Origin of the sequence: Pantoea jilinensis (assembly GCF_019104105.1) — a bacterium.
Taxonomy (GTDB): Bacteria; Pseudomonadota; Gammaproteobacteria; order Enterobacterales; family Enterobacteriaceae; genus Pantoea; species Pantoea eucalypti.
Window position 1 is genome coordinate 3,420,264 of record NZ_CP077746.1, and the last position, 17,178, is coordinate 3,437,441.

A 17,178-nucleotide genomic window follows, 5' to 3' on the forward strand; every position below is an offset into this window, starting at 1 on the left:
GTTTGCCAGGCGACATAAAAACGAAACCGGCTTAAGCGGCCCCTTATTTTTGACCAAATGGTCAAAAACGGCGTCCATCATGGAAAATAAATGAAGAAAAGATGGGAAAACAACAACCAGAAAGTAATTTTGAATAAGAATGGATATTTTAAGATAAAATTAAGGGCAATGAAAACATTGCCCCTTTTCAATCAAGGTATTAACGATTGAAATAACCACATCACGATGGTTCACAACACTCACAACATCGACAAATCCAGCACGTCACGCATATCAAACAAACCAGATTTCTTATCTTTTAGCCATAAAGCTGACTTAACGGCGCCATTTGCAAAGGTTATGCGACTTGAGGCCTTGTGGGTAATCTCTACACGCTCACCGATATCTGCAAACATCGCCGTATGCTCACCCACGATGTCACCCGCGCGAACCGTAGCAAAACCAATGGTCTGTGGCTGGCGTTCACCGGTGTAGCCTTCACGCGTATAAACCGCATGCTCGTCCAGTTTCCACTGCATGGCATCGGCTATCGCCTCACCCATCGCCAGTGCGGTGCCAGACGGCGCATCCACTTTATGACGATGATGTGCTTCGACAATCTCAATATCCGCATATTCACCCATGACTTTGGCAGCCTTCTCCAGCAGCTTCAGCACCAGGTTAACCCCCACGCTGAAGTTAGCGGCAAAGACAATGGCGATATCTTCCGCCGCCGCGCGAATGGCTGCTTTGCCTGCCTCATCAAAACCGGTGGTGCCAATCACCATCGCTTTTCCGTGCTCACGGCAGATCGCCATATACTCCAGCGTGCCTTCCGGACGGGTGAAGTCGATCAGCACATCAAAGTCGTTAGTCACCGCGCGTAAATCGTCAGCGATGAGGATGCCATTCTTTCCGATGCCCGCTAATTCACCAGCGTCGCTGCCGATCAGCGATGAGCCTGGACGGGCCAGTGCCGCACCCAGCTCAACGCCTTCTGCCTGCTGCGTCGCCAGAATCAGATTACGGCCCATACGGCCCGGCGCGCCCACAATAGCAATCCGGATAGTGTTCATATTTATTCATTCCTAAAACAAAACTATGCATCCAAAGCGTCATCAGGTTAACGGTGAGTTAACAGTCACGCCACTAATAATCCATGATAATAAGAATTTTATGCCAGCCGCCTGTGATTATCAGTAAAAGCAATCATCGCAGTGAACAACGGCATTTCAGCCGGGCTATAAAAACAAAAAAGACCGAACAGAGTCGGCCTTTTTATCAGTCATATCGAAGCGTTACTGCACGTTACGTACGTCGACGCGCAGCTCTTTAGGCACTTCAAAAACAATATTCTCTTCACGGCCAATCAGCTCAATCGCCGCTTCGCCACCCAGCTCACGTAACCGCTGGATCACCTGCTGCACCAGAATATCGGGGGCTGAAGCACCTGCGGTAACGCCGATGCAGGCCACGCCTTTTACCCACTCTTCCTGTATATCATCGGCAGAATCGATCAGCTTCGCCAGTTTACCGGCACGCTGTGCCAGCTCGGCCAGACGGTTAGAGTTCGAGGAGTTTTTCGAACCGACCACCAGCACCACTTCCGCATCTTTCGCCAGTGTACGAACGGCTTCCTGACGGTTGGTGGTGGCGTAGCAGATATCATCTTTACGCGGCCCGATGATCGCCGGGAAACGCTGACGCAGGGCATCAATGATGTCTGAAGTGTCATCCACAGAAAGCGTGGTCTGCGTCATGAAGCTCAGATTGTTTTCGTCTTTGACGGTCAGTCTGAAGACATCTTCCGGCGACTCCACCAGATACATGCCACCATTGGGGTTGTTGTATTGCCCCATGGTGCCTTCAACTTCCGGATGACCCGCGTGACCAATCAGAATCGCTTCCACGCCTTTACGGCTGGCGCGTGCGACTTCCATATGAACTTTGGTGACCAGCGGACAGGTAGCATCGAACAGCATGGTCAGATTGCGCGCTTTAGCTTCGGCACGCACCGCCTGTGAAACCCCGTGCGCGGAGAAGATCAGAATGGCGTTATCCGGCACTTCGCTGATCTCTTCAATAAAGATGGCACCGCGCTCACGCAGGCTGTTCACCACGTAACGGTTATGCACCACTTCGTGACGGACGTAGATGGGCGCGCCATACATCTCCAGCGCGCGCTCAACAATACTGATGGCGCGATCAACGCCAGCGCAGAAGCCGCGCGGATTAGCTAACAGGATTTGCATCGTTCGTCTCCAGTGCCGGATCGATTTCCAGCACTTCTACATCAAACTGAATACGGCGACCCGCCAGCGGATGGTTGAAATCGACGGTGATAGAATCACCGGAGACTTCGCGGATCACGCCTGGCATTTCACTGCCGCCCATGCCGCTGAACAGCATGATGGCACCCACTTCCGGTTCGCCTGCATCAATAAAGTCCCGACGCGAGAAATACTGGATCAGGTCAGGGCTGACGCCACCAAAGGCGTCTTCCGGTTCCAGAGTAAACTGTTTAGTCTGACCCGCTTTCAGCCCCAGCAATGCCTGCTCAAGCGCTGCAGAGAGGCTGCCATCACCAAGACGGAACAGCGCGGGCTTGCCGTTTGCACGGGTCGATTCCGCCGTCGAGCCATCTTCAAGCTTCAGCGTAAAATGCACCAACACCGCGCTTTCGCGCTGCACGAACTCAGTCATCACTTACCCTTTCTGTTTAGCCTGTTTGCCGTTCGGGCTGAAAAAGCCCTCCAGCACCACCAGTGCAGCCCCAATACAGATGCCGCAGTCAGCGATATTAAATGTAGCGAAGTGCCAGTTACCGACATAAAAATCGATAAAATCGACCACAAAGCCATGGTACGAGCGATCAAACAAATTGCCGATCGCGCCGCCAATGATCAGAGCATAGGCGATATTGGCCATCTTCTGACTGGCATGATTGCGATACATCATCACCACCAGTGAGATCACGATAGCCAGCGCGATACCCGCAAAGAACCAGCGCTGCCAGCCGCCTTTGTCCGCCAGGAAACTGAACGCCGCGCCATAGTTGTGCGCATAGAACAGGTTCAGGTAGGGCATCAGCGGCTGGGTTTCATGCAGCATCATGTTGTTCATCACCCACTGCTTACTGGCGAAGTCGACAACAATCACCACCAGCACCAGCCACAGCCAGCGCAATCCGGTTGATAAAATAGGTTTACGCATCAGGCAAATTCACGCTGTTCGCCGTCACCGGCTACGTTAGTGTAACAACGACCACAGACCTCAGCATGCTCAGGATTCTGTCCGACGTCGGTAGTGTAATGCCAGCAGCGCTGACATTTCTCGCCTTCCGCCTTGTGCAGCGCGATTTTCAGACCTTTCAGCAGTTCACTCTGCTGCGCTTCATCGTTCGCCAGTGCGTAATCCGCCACCTGTGCGCCAGAAGTCAGCAGCACAAAACGCAGCTCATTACCCAGCGCATGCAGTTTAGCGGCCAGCTCCGGATCGGCATACAGCGTCACCGTTGCTTCCAGTGCACCACCGATACGTTTATCCGCACGTGCCTGCTCGATCACCTTGTTCACTTCGCCACGCACTTTCAGCAGCTCGGCCCAGTAGGCATCATTCAGCGCTTCATCTTCCGCCAGGCCAAACAGACCCTGATACCACTCTTCGGTGAAGACATACTGCGCACGTTCGCCTGGCAGATAGCCCCAGATCTCATCCGCTGTAAAGGACATGATCGGTGCCATCCAGCGCACCAGCGCTTCGACGATGTGCCACAGCGCGGTCTGGCAGCTGCGACGCGCCAGGCCATCACCTTTCGCGGTGTACTGACGATCCTTGATAATATCGAGATAGAAGCTGCCCATCTCAATCGAACAGAACTGCATCAGACGCTGGATCACTTCATGGAAATCGTAGTTCTCGTATGAGGCAACGATATCAGCCTGTGCCGCCTGTGCGCGACCCACTGCCCAGCGATCGACCACGACCATCTCTTCCGGTTTCACCAGATCGGTGACCGGGTTGAAGCCGCTAAGGTTAGCCAGCAGGAAACGCGCGGTGTTACGGATGCGACGATAGGCATCGGCAGAGCGCTTGAGGATCTCATCGGAGACCGCCATTTCACCCGAGTAGTCGGTTGAGGCCACCCACAGACGCAGAATATCGGCGCCCAGTTTGTTCATCACATCCTGCGGCGCGACCGTGTTGCCGATTGATTTCGACATTTTACGGCCCTGACCGTCCACGGTGAAACCGTGCGTCAGTACCTGACGATAAGGCGCTTGGCCCTTCATTGCCGTGGAGATCATCAGCGAGGACATAAACCAGCCGCGATGCTGATCGGATCCTTCCAGATAGAGGTCTGGCGCATGTCCGCCAAATTCCGGACGCGCATCCACTACAGAATAGCTGGTTGAGCCGGAGTCAAACCAGACATCCAGCGTATCCGGCACTTTAACGTAGTGATCGGCGTCGTCGCCCATCAGTTCACGCGGGTCAAGATCCCACCAGGCCTGAATACCCTCCTGCTCAACACGCTGCGCCACTTTCTCCATCAGCGCCAGCGTGTCAGGGTGCAGCTCTTCGCTCTCTTTGTGAACGAACAGCGCCATCGGTACGCCCCAGGTACGCTGACGAGAGATACACCAGTCAGGACGGTTCGCCACCATCGATTCGATACGCGCCTGGCCCCAGTCCGGGATCCACTGCACGCCTTTGATCTCTTTCAGCGACTGCGCACGCAATCCTTTCTGATCCATGCTGATGAACCACTGCGGCGTGGCGCGGAAGATGATCGGCGTTTTATGGCGCCAGCAGTGCGGGTAGCTGTGCAGCAGTTTCTCAACGTGCAGCAGCGCGCCTTTCTCTTTCAGCAGTTCAACGATCATGTCGTTGGCTTTAAAGACATTGACCCCATCCAGCGTCGGATACGTGCCTGGCAGATAGGCGCCATCCGGTCCTACCGGATTCGCGGTTTCGATGCCATATTTCTGGCCAATAACATAGTCATCCGGGCCGTGGCCTGGCGCGGTGTGAACGGCACCGGTACCCGCGTCCAGGGTCACGTGCTCGCCCAGTACGACCAGCGACTCAAGCGCCAGGAACGGATGCTGGAACTTCTGCAGCTCCAGCGCAGCGCCCTGACATTCGCCCAGCACCTGCCATTCGCTGACACCGGCGCGCTTCATGACGCTTTCCACCAGCTCTTTCGCCAGGATCAGGGCGCGGCCGTCGATCTGGATCAGCTGGTATTCAAATTCAGGATGCAGGGAGATCGCGCGGTTAGCCGGTAATGTCCACGGCGTCGTGGTCCAGATAACCAGTGAGATCGGGCCATTAACCTGGGATACGCCGAACGCCCCACGCACCGCGTCGGCATCAATGGCGTTAAACATCACATCAATCGACGGTGACGTTTTGTCGTAATATTCCACTTCCGCTTCTGCCAGGGCAGAACGGCAATCCAGGCACCAGTGCACCGGCTTCGCGCCTTTGTGCAGATGGCCATTACCGATGATTTTACCCAGCGCACGAATGATATTGGCTTCGGTACCAAAATCCATGGTCAGGTAAGGACGATCCCAGTCGCCCAGCACGCCCAGACGGATAAAGTCCGCTTTCTGGCCTTCAACCTGTTCAGCAGCATATTTGCGGCATGCGGCACGAAATTCCGCGGCGGTGACTTTCTCGCCTGGCTTGCCGATCATCTGCTCAACTTTGTGTTCGATTGGCAGACCGTGGCAGTCCCAGCCGGGCACATACGGCGAGTCATAACCCGCCATGCCTTTCGACTTAACGATAATGTCTTTCAGAATCTTGTTAACGGAGTGACCAATATGAATGCTGCCGTTCGCATAAGGAGGGCCATCATGCAGGATAAAGGTTTTTTTCCCTTTTTTGGCTTCGCGGATGATGCCGTACAGGTTGTCGGCATACCAGCGTTGCAACATTCCCGGTTCGCGTTTGGCCAGATCGCCACGCATCGGGAATCCCGTTTCCGGCAAATTCAGGGTAGATTTATAGTCACTCATCAGATTCTCGATTCCGTTTTTCGCTCAGGTTAAAGCAGCCCAAAGAACTGCCGGGCCGTTACCACATCGTTCGCAATTTGTTCTTTCAACGCCTCCAGTGAGGCAAAGCGCTGCTCGTTTCGTATTTTCTGTTTCAGCACCACATCAATGTGACGACCATAGAGATCGATATTGATGTCGAGCAGGTGAACTTCAAGCTGCTGGCGTAAACCTTTTACGGTCGGACGGGTGCCGATATTAGCAACACCCGGCAGTGGCTCGGGCGTCAGACCCTGTACCTCCACGGCATACACTCCTTTCACCGGCGTGACGCTGCGGCGTAAAGGGAGGTTCGCAGTCGGGAAACCCAGCGTGCGTCCCAGTGCATCACCGTGCACGACGCGGCCGGAAATAGTGAAGGGATGACCTAACAGCGACTGCGCCAGCGCTAAATCATCCGCAGCCAGCGCCTGACGCACGGCAGTGCTGCTGATTCGCTTACCACCGTCACAGAAGGTTTCGGTGCTGACGACCTCAAAGCCATACTCCACACCGGCTTTCTGTAATAACAGGAAATCCCCCTGGCGACCAGCGCCGAAGCGGAAATCATCACCTACCGCAAGGTACTTTACATCCAGCTTGTCGACTAACAGGTCACTGATAAAGCGCTGTGCAGACAAGGCCGCAAAGCGACGATCAAACCGCACGCACAACACTTTATCCACACCCGCTTCCGCCATATAGCGCAGTTTTTCACGCAGGCGTGTCAGGCGCGCCGGGGCTTTATCACCGGCAAACAGCTCCAGCGGCTGTGGCTCAAACACCATCACCACGACGGGCAAGTTACGCTTACGTCCCTCTTCACACAGTCGCGACAGCAGCGCCTGATGCCCGCGATGTACACCATCGAAATTGCCAATGGTCAGAACGCAGCCGCGATGCTGCTCGTTAAGATTATGAATACCGCGGATAAACTTCATGGCTGGCCCAAACCGGTGGAAATCGGCGGATTATACCCTTGAAAGCGGCTCAGGTTAACCCGTCTGCACGCCTTTCATGCTTTAGCGGCTGCATTTCCTGTTGCAGATGTGCATGTTAAGAATTTTGTCGCTAAATACTGTATTCAGTGAGGGGAAGCTGGTAGAATCTTGCGCCATCAAATACGTAATCGAGTGCCGTTCTTAGAGCGACGCTTATTTGCACAAATCCATTGACAAAATCAGGTTAGAAGGGCATAGTCCTCGGCCTTTGATTTGTCTCTATAGAACACATTTGGGAGTTGGACCTTGGCTAATATCAAATCAGCTAAGAAACGCGCCGTAACATCTGAGAAACGCCGTAAGCATAACGCTAGCCGCCGCTCAATGATGCGTACCTTCGTTAAGAAAGTATACGCGGCGATCGCTTCAGGCGACAAAGCTGCTGCGCAGAACGCATTCAATGAAATGCAACCACTTGTGGATCGTCAGGCCGCTAAAGGTCTGATCCACAAAAACAAAGCTGCACGTTATAAATCTAACCTGACTGCACAGATCAACAAACTGGCTTAATCGCCGCTTGTTAATCGCTTTGTTGAAAAAGCCGGCTTACGCCGGTTTTTTTTCGTCTGTACTCTGGCGGGGAAAGAGTCCGCTGAAGTCTGCGTGACAGAGACGCTGCACCGCCGGATGCTGAATCATCCGCTCGGCAAAGATAATATGGTACTCCTCTGACACGGTATCAAGCCGACCGACCTCTGTAACCGCATCACGCTGCCCGCTATCCTGCTCATCCAGCACTGGCGCGACAAATATGGCATTCTTACGCGCACCAAACGCCTTCATCAGTGCCGCATCATCAAACTCCCCCAGAATCTCCACCTGCAGCCCCTGAGTCGTAATCCAGTTGAGGATTTTCCGGCCGAGCATTGAGCGGCGTCCTGGAATCAGCAGCGGACGCGCTTCCAGACAGGCAGGAAAAGTGAGACCGGTGAGCGGCTGAGCAGACCAGAAACTGACCGGGCACTCCCCCAGCTTCACCGAAAACAGCCCTTCCTGTTGAGTGGGGTCGATGGAGCAGTCAGAGATAATCATATCCAGCTTATGCTGACTGAGCTGCTCCAGCAGCATTTCGTGGGTTGACTCAAAACAGCGCAGATGCGTCTTCTCCTCTGCAACCACCGCCGTTTCCAGCACCTTACTGACCAGCTGCTTAGAGAGCGCATCGGCGACTCCGACATCCAGCAACAGGTGGGACTCCTTGCGGTAGTTCACGATATCCAGCATCTCCTGACCCAGCATAAACATGCGGTCAGCATAGCGGAACACGAGTTGCCCCAGTTCAGTCGGCACCAGTCCCCGGCCCTGACGACGGAACAGCTTGCCCTGCAGGCGCTCCTCAAGCGTCTTAATCTGCCCGGTAATGGTCTGGGGAGTCAGAGAGAGTACCTCTGCTGCCGCTGTCACAGAGCCGCTTTTACAGATCTGCCAGAAGTAATAGAGATGGTTAAAATTGAGCTGATTCATCGAAAAAAGGAGGCTTTCGCCTCCTCTCCATTAACGCAGTTTAATCCGCAGCAGGGTATAGCCAATAACCGCTGACAGCACAGAACCCGTCAGGATCCCCAGTTTAGAGAAGGTCACAAGCTGCTCATGTGCCGAATCGAAGGCCAGCGAACTGATGAAAATAGACATCGTAAAACCGATGCCGCACAGCACGCCAATCGCCATGATATCGCGGATGGTGGTGCCGTGAGGTAATACCGCCAGCCGCAGTTTGACAGCCAGCCAGCAGAACAGGGTAATGCCCAAAGGTTTACCGATTAACAGGCCGAGGATGATGCCAGACGGCTCCGGTGAAAAGACATCACTCAGCGTAATACCGCTCAGTGAAATACCGGCGTTCGCGAAGGCAAACAGCGGCAGAATCAACCAGTTCACCCACGGCATCAGACCGTGCGCCAGATGTTCTGCGGGCGAATGCCCTTCTCTCTTTTCCAGCGGTATGAAGAAGCCCACAATGACGCCCGCCAGCGTGGCATGGACGCCGGACTTCAGCACGGCGGTCCAGAGCACGATCCCAACCAGCATATAGACCGAGATTTTACGGACATTAAAGTAATTGAGCAGTGCCAGCACAACAATCGCTCCTGCCGCAACGCCCAGGGAGAGCATTGAGAGGCCACTGGTGTAGAACAGGGCGATAATAACGATAGCCCCGAGATCATCGATAATCGCCAGCGCCATCAGGAAAACTTTCAGTGCAGCAGGAACACGGCTGCCAAGCAGGGCGAGGACACCCAGAGCAAACGCGATATCGGTCGCCGTTGGGATAGCCCAGCCGTTGCGTGCTATCTCATCACCATGGTTGAAGCCGAGGAAAACAAGCGCGGGCAGCGCCATACCGCCTAATGCCGCAATGACGGGAAAGATCGCCTTGTCACGGCTTGCGAGTTCGCCGACTATCAGCTCACGCTTCACTTCCAGACCAATCAGCAGGAAAAACAGCGCCATCAGCGCATCGTTGATCCATAACAGCAGATTTTTACTGATATCCAGTGCACCGAAGCGGATTTGAACGGGTTCATTGAGAAACGCCTGATAGCCGTGAGCGGTTTCGGCAGAGTTGGCGAGAATCATGGCCGCCACAGCTGCCATGATTAACACCATGCCATTACTGGCGTCACTTTCAATGAAGCTTTTAAGCAGGTTTTTGAGACTACGAGGCTTATTCAACGTTTATCTTCCTGATCAGCGATAGAAAGATAAAGAGTTTAGCGGCTCATATAGTTCGTTAAAAGCAGCTTATGCCTCGCCTTTCCTTCGGTTTAACCGAATTAAGGGCGAAAAGCCGGTTGATGCTAATAACAGATGGCGTATAGCATCCAGCAAAAAAAACGGAGCCCGCGGCTCCGTTTTTTAGTCTGATACGGTTTAGCGTGTCAGATCGTCAAAGAATTTCTTCACACCGTCGAAGAAGCTCTTTGAGCGTGGGCTGTTATGCTCGCCGCTTGGGCCGCCAAAACTCTCTTCCAGTTCACGCAACAGCGTTTTCTGTTTTTCGTTCAGGCTGACCGGTGTCTCCACCACAACACGGCACAGCAGATCGCCGACCGCGCCGCCACGGACAGATTTGACGCCACGTCCGCGCATGCGGAACAGCTTGCCGGTCTGGGTTTCTGACGGCACTTTCAGCTTCACGCGACCATCCAGTGTCGGTACTTCAATCTCACCGCCCAGCGCCGCCATTGCAAAGTTGATCGGCACTTCACAGTAAAGGTTGTTCTCTTCACGTTCGAAGATCGGGTGCTTCTTCACCGAGACCTGAACGTAGAGATCGCCCGCTGGTGCGCCCTGCTCGCCCGCTTCACCTTCGCCACTCAGACGAATGCGATCGCCGGTGTCGACCCCTGCCGGGATTTTCACTGACAGCGTTTTCGACTTCTCAACGCGGCCGTGGCCATGACAGGCGTTGCACGGATCTTTAATCACCGAGCCACGACCATGACAGGTCGGACAGGCCTGCTGAACAGTGAAGAAGCCCTGGCGCATCTGCACCTGGCCTGCACCGTGACAGGTTGAACAGGTTTGTGGCTGGGTGCCCGCTTTCGCGCCGCTGCCGTGGCAGACATCACACTCTTCCAGCGTTGGAATGCGGATCTCTTTGGTCACGCCGCGTACCGCTTCTTCCAGCGACAGCTCCATGTTGTAGCGTAAATCGGCGCCACGGGATGCGCGCTGACGGCGTCCACCACCAAAGATGTCACCGAACACGTCGCCAAAGATATCGCTGAAGTCTGCACCGCCGCCACCAAAGCCGCCGCCGCCGAATCCACCGCCACCCATGCCGCCCTGTTCAAAGGCTGCATGACCATACTGATCGTAAGCCGCACGCTTCTGCGCATCGGTCAGGATTTCGTACGCTTCCTTGACCTCTTTGAATTTAGCTTCGGCTTCTTTATCACCTGGATTGCGGTCCGGGTGAAATTTCATTGCCAGGCGTTTGTAAGCCTTTTTGATTTCACGCTCGTCCGCGGATTTGGCGACGCCTAAAATCTCGTAGTAATCACTCTTCGCCATGTTTATTTAGCCCTTAACATGATCGCACGGGCGTGGAGAGATCTCCTACGCCCGTGCTGGTTTCAACGGCTGTCAGGCCAACCGTCGCGCCCGGTCAGGGGCAATTATTTCTTGTTGTCTTTCACTTCTTCGAATTCAGCATCGACAACGTCGTCATCTTTCTTCGCTGACGCGTCACCGGCATCTGCTGCACCCGCCTGAGACTGCTGTGCTGCTTCCATCAGTTTGCCAGACACTTCCATCAGCGCCTGCATTTTGGCGTCGATTTCCGCTTTGTCTTCGCCTTTCAGCGCAGTTTCCAGCGCGGCCAGTGCGGCTTCGATTGGCGCTTTGTCATCAGCTGACAGTTTGTCGCCTGCTTCTTCCAGCTGCTTACGCGTGCTGTGGGCAATCTGGTCACCCTGGTTACGCGTCTGAACCAGCTCTTCAAACTTACGGTCAGATTCAGCATTCGCTTCCGCATCACGCACCATTTTCTGGATCTCATCATCGCTCAGACCTGAAGAGGCTTTGATGGTGATTTTCTGCTCTTTACCGCTGTTCTTGTCTTTCGCTGATACGTGCAGGATACCGTCGGCATCGATGTCGAAGGTCACTTCGATCTGCGGCATACCGCGTGGCGCATTCTGGATACCGTCGAGGTTGAACTGGCCCAGTGACTTGTTGTCATTGGCACGCTTACGCTCACCCTGCAGCACGTGAATGGTCACGGCTGACTGGTTATCTTCAGCCGTCGAGAAGACCTGGCTGTGCTTGGTTGGGATGGTGGTGTTCTTGCTGATCAGCGAGGTCATCACGCCACCCATCGTTTCGATACCCAGTGACAGCGGGGTAACGTCCAGCAGCAGCACGTCTTTCACGTCGCCACCCAGTACACCACCCTGAACCGCAGCACCCACAGCAACCGCTTCGTCCGGGTTCACGTCTTTACGTGGCTCTTTACCGAAGAACTCAGTCACTTTGGCCTGAACCAGTGGCATACGTGTCTGACCACCGACCAGGATAACGTCGTTGATGTCTGAAACAGACAGGCCGGCATCCTGCAGCGCAACTTTCAGAGGCGCGATTGAGCGTGCAACCAGATCTTCAACCAGTGATTCCAGTTTAGAACGGGTCACTTTGATGTTCAGGTGCTTAGGACCGGTCGCATCTGCCGTGATGTATGGCAGGTTAACGTCGGTCTGCTGTGCAGAAGAAAGCTCGATTTTTGCTTTCTCTGCGGCTTCTTTCAGACGCTGCATCGCCAGTGGATCGTTGTGCAGATCGATACCCTGGTCTTTTTTGAATTCAGCAACCAGATAGTTAATCAGGCGGCTATCGAAGTCTTCACCACCCAGGTGGGTATCACCGTTGGTCGCCAGAACTTCAAAGGTTTTTTCGCCGTCAACTTCGTCGATCTCGATGATTGAGATATCGAAGGTACCGCCACCCAGGTCATAAACCGCGATGGTGCGGTTGCCCTGGCCTTTATCCAGACCGTATGCCAGTGCTGCTGCAGTCGGTTCGTTAATGATACGTTTGACTTCCAGACCTGCGATACGGCCGGCATCTTTGGTCGCCTGGCGCTGCGCATCGTTGAAGTAGGCCGGTACGGTAATAACCGCTTCAGTCACTGGCTCACCGAGGTAATCTTCGGCGGTCTTCTTCATTTTCTTCAGCACTTCAGCAGAGATCTGCGGAGGTGCCATTCTCTGACCTTTTACTTCCAGCCATGCGTCGCCGTTGTCAGCGCCGGTGATTTTGTACGGCATGATTTTAATGTCACGCTGTACTTCTTCGTCCTGGAAGCGACGACCGATCAGACGCTTAATTGCGAACAGGGTATTCTGCGGGTTGGTCACTGCCTGACGTTTAGCCGGTTGACCGACCAGAATTTCGCCATCCTGTGTATACGCAATAATTGAAGGCGTGGTGCGATCGCCCTCGGCATTTTCCAGCACGCGTGCTTTGGTGCCATCCATGATCGCAACACAAGAGTTGGTTGTACCCAGGTCAATACCAATAATCTTACCCATCTAAACATCTCCCACTTAAATTCGTTGCCAATTTGGGTTGTGAACCTTTTATGTGGGCGAGTTGTTTGCATTCAACCTGCCAGCACATGCTTTTTTTCCAACGTTCACAACGCTCGATGACAAGTAAATGGGGCCGCTTCGATGCGCATCAAGGGTTAAACCAAAAAAAATTTTTTATCGCTGGCCCTGCCGGGATCAAAGAACGCTGACACAACGCTGAATATGATGCGTCCCCTTGCTCCTCCCGGGGAGCAGGATGGAATCCGTTTATGTAATCAACACTCTTTCACTGCCGAGGAATTATGGCGAATTCAACGCTGGCTAACCCTGCCCCGCTGGGATTGATGGGTTTTGGCATGACAACCATTTTGCTGAACCTGCACAACACGGGCCTGTTTGCCCTGGATGTCGCAATTTTAGCGATGGGGATTTTTTATGGCGGGATCGCGCAGGTGCTGGCCGGTCTGCTGGAGTTTAAGAAGAACAATACCTTTGGGCTGACGGCTTTTACCTCATACGGCATGTTCTGGTTAAGCTTCGTGGCGATCCTGCTGTTACCGCAAATGGGTCTGGCAAACGCGCCTGATGAACGCTTCCTGGGTGTCTGGCTGGCACTGTGGGGCATCTTCACGCTGTTCATGTTTATCGGCACACTAAAAGGTACGCGGATGCTGCAGTTTGTTTTCGGCTCGCTTACGCTGCTGTTTCTGCTGCTGGCCCTGGCTCATCTCATGCACCTGCCTGCGCTGGTGGTCTCTGCGGGCTGGGTCGGGATCATCTGTGGTGCCAGCGCCTGCTATCTGGCGATGGGCGAGGTGCTGAATGAAACCTTTGGCCGCACCCTTTTGCCGATTGGCGCAAAAATGCGTTAAGCATATTTTCAGCCATAAAAAACGCGGAGCCAGGCTCCGCGTTCCTCCTTTACAACGACTTAATCCCCTGATTCAGTCCCGGCTCGTGGCTGACATCACGCCGCAGCCAGATCCCTGTCAGCAATCCCACCAGCGCCAGCGCCATCACATACCAGCACGGTGCCATCACGGAGACATTCATCAGCAGCGACACCAGGATCGGTGTCAGGCCGCCAAAGATCGCGTAGGAAAGATTGTAGGAGAATGAGAGTCCGGTAAAACGCACCTCTGCCGGAAAGGCACGCACCATCACAAACGGCACCACGCCGACGATACCGACGCTGAGCCCCGCCACGCCATAGAGCAGGAAGAGCTGCTGCGGATAGAGGGCGCTCAGGTGATAAAACTGCCAGCTACAGATCGCCAGCAGCAGGCTGCCGACACACAGGGTACGACTGGCACCAAAACGATCCGCAGCGAGTCCGGCAATAATGCAGCCAACGCAGAGCATCACGGTGGCAATGCTGTTGGCCTGCAGAGTCAGTGCGGGCGCGATGCCCTGCTGCTTCTGCAGCCAGACCGGCGACATCAGGATCACCACGACGATGCAGGCGGAGAGCAGCCAGGTCAGCAGCATGGAGATCACAATCGACTTTTTATGCTCCGCCAGCACGGTTTTCAGCGGCAGGGTTTCAGCCAGCGCTTTACGCTGCTGCATCTCAATGAAGACCGGTGTTTCATGCAGCCAGCGGCGCAGGAACATCGCGAGCAACCCAAATACGCCGCCCAGGAAGAATGGAATGCGCCAGCCGCCGTCATGAATGGCCTGCTGCGACATCGAGGTATTGATCAGTGTCGCCACCAGCGACCCCAGTAAAATGCCGATGGTCAGCCCGGCCGTCAGAGTGCCACAGGCGATGCCGATACGTTTATAAGGCACGTGTTCAGCGACAAACACCCACGCGCCGGGTACCTCTCCGCCAATCGCCGCGCCCTGTAACATTCGCATCAGCAACATCAGCAGTGGCGCTGCAATCCCAATCGTCTGCCAGGTGGGTAAAGCGCCCATCATTAAGGTTGGCAGCGCCATCAGCAGAATACTCAGGCTGAACATCTTCTTGCGCCCGAGTTTATCGCCAAAATGCGCCATCACAATGCCGCCCAGCGGACGTGCCAGATAGCCTGCGGCAAAAATGGCAAACGTCTGCAGCTGTCGCAGCCACTCCGGAATATCTGCGGGGAAGAAGAGCTCGCCAATCACCGTGGCGAAGAAGACAAAAATGATGAAGTCGTAGAATTCCAGCGCGCCGCCCAGCGCGGCCAGCGCCAGGGTTTTATAATCCTTACCGGTCAGACGCTGTGTGTGAGTCGGATTCATAATATTCCAGAGGCAAAGAGAGAACGTTGTAAAGATAGCCTTACTATACCGTCAATCTTTTGCCACACCAGCCAGGCTATAGCTTATGCCTGAAATGGGGAATATTTAGTTATTTATCTCACGTATCGCGCTTTTAGGCCGAAAAGCTGCTACGACCTCGCGATGTGTTTCGACATAAGGCCCGTCCAGCAGCTGTAAACAATAGGGTACGGAAGCAAAAATGCCGTGCACTTTTACGTTGCCCTGCTCATCCTTCAGCCCTTCCAGCGTCTCTTTGATCGACTTCGGCTGACCCGGAAGGTTGAGTATCAGCGACTGTTTGCGGATTACCCCAACCTGACGCGACAGAATCGCGGTCGGCACAAACTGCAGGCTGATCTGGCGCATCTGCTCACCAAAACCCGGCATTTCCCGCTCGGCAACGGCTAAGGTGGCATCCGGCGTCACATCGCGCCGGGCCGGACCGGTGCCGCCAGTGGTTAATACCAGGTGGCAAAAGCGCTCATCGACCAGCTCGCAGATCGCGTGCTCAATCATCGGCTGCTCGTCAGGCACCAGGCGGGACTCAATCTCAAACGGGCTGCTGAGTGCGCGACTCAGCCAGCTCTCCAGCGCGGGAATCCCCTCATCCTGATAGATGCCGTTCGCGGCGCGATCGGAGACCGAGATCAGGCCAATGCGTAATGTATTCATGATTAGCTTCGCTGTGATTTACCGCGGTGCGGTGGAGTAAAAGGGGAATAGCAGAGAGGATAATATAAAGTGAAAGGGTCGGAAAAGGGAAAACCGTGGCAGCCTGCGCCGCCACGGTCAGCCGGTTACAGCAGTTCTGCCAGCATCTTCTCAAGTTTGCCCTGATCAACGGCAAAGTTGCGGATACCTTCTGCCAGCTTCGCAACGGCCATAGGATCCTGGTTGTGCTGCCACAGGAACTCAGACTCGGTCATGCGGGCCGGACGCGCTTTCACTTCGCCGCTGTAGCTCAGTTTACGCTCCAGGGTGCCTTCGCTCTCTGCCAGCTCTTTCAGCAGCGCAGGAGAAATGGTCAGACGGTCACAGCCAGCCAGCTCGATGATTTCGCCGACGTTACGGAAGCTCGCGCCCATCACGACGGTTTCATAGCCGTGCTGCTTGTAGTAGTTGTAGATTTCAGAAACTGAAACCACGCCTGGATCTTCGTGCGCGGCATACTCTTTCTTATCGGTGTTCGCTTTATACCAGTCGAGGATACGGCCAACAAACGGAGAGATCAGGAACACGCCCGCTTCGGCACAGGCACGCGCCTGAGCAAAGGAGAACAGCAAAGTCAGGTTACAGTTGATACCTTCTTTTTCCAGCTGCTCTGCAGCACGGATGCCCTGCCAGGTAGACGCCAGTTTGATCAGGATGCGGTCATTGCTGATACCGGCATCATTGTAGAGTTTGATCAGGCTGCGGGCTTTCGCGATGCTGCCTTCTGTGTCGTAAGAGAGACGCGCATCGACTTCAGTCGAGATGCGGCCTGGGATCAGTTTCAGAATTTCCAGACCAATGTTAACGGCCAGCTTGTCAGAAACCAGCTGCAGCTGCTCTTCTTTGTTGCTGCTCTGCTCACGCGCCCAGCTAATCGCTTCATCGATCAGTTTACGGTATTCAGGGATTTGTGCGGCGTTGAGAATCAGAGAAGGGTTGGTGGTGGCGTCTTGTGGCTGATACAGCTTCATGGCTGCAATGTCACCGGTGTCGGCGACTACGGTAGTAAGCTGACGCAGGGAGGTAAGTTTGTCCGTCATGTTCTTTTCTCTTAGTTAACTGTCAGTGTGAAAAAAGCTGTTGCGATAATATCACGCGTCAACGGTGGCGCAAGGTCAGGGAATGCCGTTTACGATAGCGCGAACAAATAGGAGTGAT

15 protein-coding genes are annotated in these 17,178 nt (G+C 54.4%); 2 read left to right on the forward strand and 13 right to left on the reverse strand.

Going from position 1 to position 17,178, the window contains the following annotated elements:
* Positions 1 to 239: 239 nt before the first annotated feature.
* From dapB to ribF, 6 genes are all read right to left on the reverse strand, one after another.
* Positions 240 to 1,055, reverse strand: coding sequence for a 4-hydroxy-tetrahydrodipicolinate reductase (gene dapB / locus KTJ90_RS16140; RefSeq protein ID WP_499025426.1), 816 nt, complete (start codon positions 1,053 to 1,055; stop codon positions 240 to 242).
* A gap of 222 nt (positions 1,056 to 1,277) precedes the next feature.
* Complete coding sequence (gene ispH / locus KTJ90_RS16145; RefSeq protein WP_003854823.1) at positions 1,278 to 2,231, reverse strand: 4-hydroxy-3-methylbut-2-enyl diphosphate reductase; 954 nt, start codon at positions 2,229 to 2,231, stop codon at positions 1,278 to 1,280.
* Positions 2,212 to 2,682, reverse strand: a complete 471-nt coding sequence (fkpB, locus tag KTJ90_RS16150; RefSeq protein ID WP_003854824.1) for an FKBP-type peptidyl-prolyl cis-trans isomerase — start codon at positions 2,680 to 2,682, stop codon at positions 2,212 to 2,214. Before fkpB ends, ispH begins: the two co-directional genes overlap by 20 nt.
* Positions 2,683 to 2,685: 3 nt before the next feature.
* Positions 2,686 to 3,192 (reverse strand): signal peptidase II, encoded by a 507-nt coding sequence (lspA, locus tag KTJ90_RS16155; protein WP_003854827.1) that lies wholly within the window; start codon positions 3,190 to 3,192, stop codon positions 2,686 to 2,688.
* Positions 3,192 to 6,008 carry an isoleucine--tRNA ligase gene (gene ileS / locus KTJ90_RS16160; RefSeq protein WP_008925555.1) on the reverse strand — a complete coding sequence of 939 codons (2,817 nt, stop codon included), beginning with the start codon at positions 6,006 to 6,008 and terminating at the stop codon, positions 3,192 to 3,194. Before ileS ends, lspA begins: the two co-directional genes overlap by 1 nt.
* A 29-nt stretch (positions 6,009 to 6,037) precedes the next feature.
* A complete protein-coding gene (gene ribF, locus KTJ90_RS16165) occupies positions 6,038 to 6,967 on the reverse strand; it encodes a bifunctional riboflavin kinase/FAD synthetase (protein WP_039658806.1) in 930 nt (309 codons plus the stop codon).
* A 306-nt stretch (positions 6,968 to 7,273) separates the two neighbouring features.
* Between ribF and rpsT the strand changes: the two genes are divergently transcribed.
* A complete protein-coding gene (gene rpsT / locus KTJ90_RS16170; protein ID WP_008925553.1) occupies positions 7,274 to 7,537 on the forward strand; it encodes a 30S ribosomal protein S20 in 264 nt (87 codons plus the stop codon).
* Between the two features lie 36 nt (positions 7,538 to 7,573).
* Here the strand turns inward: rpsT and nhaR are convergent, their stop codons facing one another.
* The 4 genes from nhaR to dnaK form a co-directional block, all read right to left on the reverse strand.
* Positions 7,574 to 8,491 carry a transcriptional activator NhaR gene (gene nhaR, locus KTJ90_RS16175; protein ID WP_003854832.1) on the reverse strand — a complete coding sequence of 306 codons (918 nt, stop codon included), beginning with the start codon at positions 8,489 to 8,491 and terminating at the stop codon, positions 7,574 to 7,576.
* 30 nt (positions 8,492 to 8,521) lie between these two features.
* Positions 8,522 to 9,700, reverse strand: coding sequence for a Na+/H+ antiporter NhaA (nhaA, locus tag KTJ90_RS16180; RefSeq protein WP_154926457.1), 1,179 nt, complete (start codon positions 9,698 to 9,700; stop codon positions 8,522 to 8,524).
* Positions 9,701 to 9,898: 198 nt separating this feature from the next.
* Positions 9,899 to 11,044, reverse strand: coding sequence for a molecular chaperone DnaJ (gene dnaJ / locus KTJ90_RS16185; RefSeq protein WP_003854835.1), 1,146 nt, complete (start codon positions 11,042 to 11,044; stop codon positions 9,899 to 9,901).
* A 104-nt stretch (positions 11,045 to 11,148) separates the two neighbouring features.
* Positions 11,149 to 13,059 carry a molecular chaperone DnaK gene (gene dnaK / locus KTJ90_RS16190; protein WP_003854836.1) on the reverse strand — a complete coding sequence of 637 codons (1,911 nt, stop codon included), beginning with the start codon at positions 13,057 to 13,059 and terminating at the stop codon, positions 11,149 to 11,151.
* Between the two features lie 302 nt (positions 13,060 to 13,361).
* Between dnaK and satP the strand changes: the two genes are divergently transcribed.
* Positions 13,362 to 13,931 (forward strand): acetate uptake transporter, encoded by a 570-nt coding sequence (gene satP / locus KTJ90_RS16195; protein ID WP_003854837.1) that lies wholly within the window; start codon positions 13,362 to 13,364, stop codon positions 13,929 to 13,931.
* Between the two features lie 49 nt (positions 13,932 to 13,980).
* Here the strand turns inward: satP and KTJ90_RS16200 are convergent, their stop codons facing one another.
* The 3 genes from KTJ90_RS16200 to tal all read right to left on the reverse strand — a co-directional run bounded on the left by KTJ90_RS16200 (position 13,981) and on the right by tal (position 17,060).
* Positions 13,981 to 15,288, reverse strand: coding sequence for an MFS transporter (locus tag KTJ90_RS16200; protein ID WP_003854839.1), 1,308 nt, complete (start codon positions 15,286 to 15,288; stop codon positions 13,981 to 13,983).
* A gap of 105 nt (positions 15,289 to 15,393) precedes the next feature.
* Positions 15,394 to 15,981, reverse strand: coding sequence for a molybdopterin adenylyltransferase (gene mog, locus KTJ90_RS16205; protein ID WP_499025436.1), 588 nt, complete (start codon positions 15,979 to 15,981; stop codon positions 15,394 to 15,396).
* Between the two features lie 125 nt (positions 15,982 to 16,106).
* On the reverse strand, positions 16,107 to 17,060 hold the full coding sequence (gene tal, locus KTJ90_RS16210; protein WP_003854842.1) for a transaldolase: 954 nt from the start codon (positions 17,058 to 17,060) through the stop codon (positions 16,107 to 16,109).
* Positions 17,061 to 17,178: the final 118 nt, after the last annotated feature.

What these genes read in the sequence shown, in the direction of transcription:
- lspA (WP_003854827.1), bottom strand. Translation starts at nt 3,192, where the DNA reads ATGCGTAAACCTATTTTATCAACCGGATTGCGCTGGCTGTGGCTGGTG.
- ribF (WP_039658806.1), bottom strand. Translation starts at nt 6,967, where the DNA reads ATGAAGTTTATCCGCGGTATTCATAATCTTAACGAGCAGCATCGCGGC.
- ispH (WP_003854823.1), bottom strand. Translation starts at nt 2,231, where the DNA reads ATGCAAATCCTGTTAGCTAATCCGCGCGGCTTCTGCGCTGGCGTTGAT.
- mog (WP_499025436.1), bottom strand. Translation starts at nt 15,981, where the DNA reads ATGAATACATTACGCATTGGCCTGATCTCGGTCTCCGATCGCGCCGCG.
- nhaR (WP_003854832.1), bottom strand. Translation starts at nt 8,491, where the DNA reads ATGAATCAGCTCAATTTTAACCATCTCTATTACTTCTGGCAGATCTGT.
- dapB (WP_499025426.1), bottom strand. Translation starts at nt 1,055, where the DNA reads ATGAACACTATCCGGATTGCTATTGTGGGCGCGCCGGGCCGTATGGGC.
- satP (WP_003854837.1), top strand. Translation starts at nt 13,362, where the DNA reads ATGGCGAATTCAACGCTGGCTAACCCTGCCCCGCTGGGATTGATGGGT.
- ileS (WP_008925555.1), bottom strand. Translation starts at nt 6,008, where the DNA reads ATGAGTGACTATAAATCTACCCTGAATTTGCCGGAAACGGGATTCCCG.
- dnaJ (WP_003854835.1), bottom strand. Translation starts at nt 11,044, where the DNA reads ATGGCGAAGAGTGATTACTACGAGATTTTAGGCGTCGCCAAATCCGCG.
- tal (WP_003854842.1), bottom strand. Translation starts at nt 17,060, where the DNA reads ATGACGGACAAACTTACCTCCCTGCGTCAGCTTACTACCGTAGTCGCC.
- KTJ90_RS16200 (WP_003854839.1), bottom strand. Translation starts at nt 15,288, where the DNA reads ATGAATCCGACTCACACACAGCGTCTGACCGGTAAGGATTATAAAACC.
- dnaK (WP_003854836.1), bottom strand. Translation starts at nt 13,059, where the DNA reads ATGGGTAAGATTATTGGTATTGACCTGGGTACAACCAACTCTTGTGTT.
- fkpB (WP_003854824.1), bottom strand. Translation starts at nt 2,682, where the DNA reads ATGACTGAGTTCGTGCAGCGCGAAAGCGCGGTGTTGGTGCATTTTACG.